General features: G+C 68.6%; 1 protein-coding gene. It reads right to left on the bottom strand.

Going from position 1 to position 1,607, the window contains the following annotated elements:
• The coding region (locus AC2W7M_RS25100) for an Rne/Rng family ribonuclease (protein WP_486135790.1) at positions 1 to 1,607 on the bottom strand (1,607 nt) is incomplete at both ends.

Raw genomic sequence — 1,607 nt, 5'->3', positions numbered from 1 at the left:
CGCCGGCGGCGCTTTGCGGCGGCTGCTGTCGTCGGCGGCGCTCCTCGGAGGCGGCCTCCGCGCCCTCGGCCTCGGCGCTCTCCTCCTGGCCCTCAAGCGCCTCCTCGTCCTCCTCCTCGCCATAGTCCTCGTCGAGCAGGATGGAATCGGGCTGCACCACGCTCGTCAGGCGCGGCGCGGCGGGGGCCGGGGCGGCCGGGTCGCCCTTCTCGATGATGAAGGGCTGGTGGCCGGTGACGCTGTCGTCGGCCGAGATGGACAGCGTGACGGAGAAGCGCTCCTCCAGCTCGCGCAGGTGGGCGCGCTTCTGGTTCAGCACATAGAGCGCCACTTCGGTGCGGGTGCGCGCCACGAGATTGTGGGTGGTGGAGCGCAGCAGCTGCTCCTCCAGCGCGCGCAGAAGCTGCAGCGCCACCGAGGCGGCGGAGCGCACGTGGCCGGTGCCGCCGCAGTGCGGGCACACCTCGATGGAGCTCTCCAGCACGCCGGTGCGGATGCGCTGGCGCGACATCTCCAGGAGGCCGAAGTGCGAGATCCGGCCGATCTGGATGCGCGCCCGGTCGTTCTTCAGGCAGTCCTTGAGCTTGCGCTCCACCGACCGGTTGTTGCGCTTCTCCTCCATGTCGATGAAGTCGATGACGATCAGGCCCGCGAGGTCGCGCAGCCGCAGCTGGCGCGCGATTTCCTCGGCGGCCTCCATGTTCGTCTTGAGCGCGGTGTCCTCGATGTGGTGCTCGCGGGTGGCGCGCCCGGAATTCACGTCGATGGAGACCAATGCCTCGGTGGGATTGATGACGATGTAGCCGCCGCTCTTCAGCTGCACCACGGGCGAGAACATGGCGTCGAGCTGCTGCTCCACCCCGTAGCGGGCATAGATCGGCTGGCTCTCGCGATAGGGAATGACGCTCTTCGCATGGCTCGGCATGAGCATGCGCATGAAGTCTTTCGCCTCCTTATAGCCGGCCTCGCCGGCCACCAGGATGTCGTCGATGTCCTTGTTGTAGAGGTCGCGGATCGCCCTTTTGATGAGCGATCCCTCCTCATAGACGAGGTTCGGGGCGGAGGAGTTGAGCGTCAGCTCGCGCACCGTCTCCCACAGCCGCAGCAGATACTCGAAGTCGCGCTTGATCTCGACCTTGGTGCGGTTGGCGCCGGCGGTGCGCAGGATGATGCCCATCCCCTCCGGCACCTCCAGGTCCTGCACCACGTCCTTCAGGCGCTTCCTGTCCACCGCATTGGTGATCTTGCGGGAGATGCCGCCGCCGCGCGCGGTGTTGGGCATCAGCACCGAATAGCGGCCGGCGAGCGAGAGGTAGGTGGTGAGCGCCGCGCCCTTGTTGCCGCGCTCCTCCTTGACCACCTGCACCAGCATCACCTGGCGCCGGCGGATCACCTCCTGGATCTTGTAGGAGCGGGCGCGGCGCTGCGGCGCGCGCTCCGGCACCTCCTCCATGGCGTCGTCGTCGGCGCCGAGATTCTCGATCTCCTCTTCCTCGTCGATCTGGTCGACGTCGCTGTCCTCGTCGTCGTCCTCGTCGTCGGCGTCGGCCGGGCCGCGGGCGTCCGTCTCGGCCCGCTCGGCGGCGCGCGGCGCCGGGGCGTCATCG

Source organism: Xanthobacter sp. BG11Y11_SDJG, from assembly GCF_057364445.1.
This window is presented reverse-complemented; position numbering and strand designations above follow the sequence as displayed.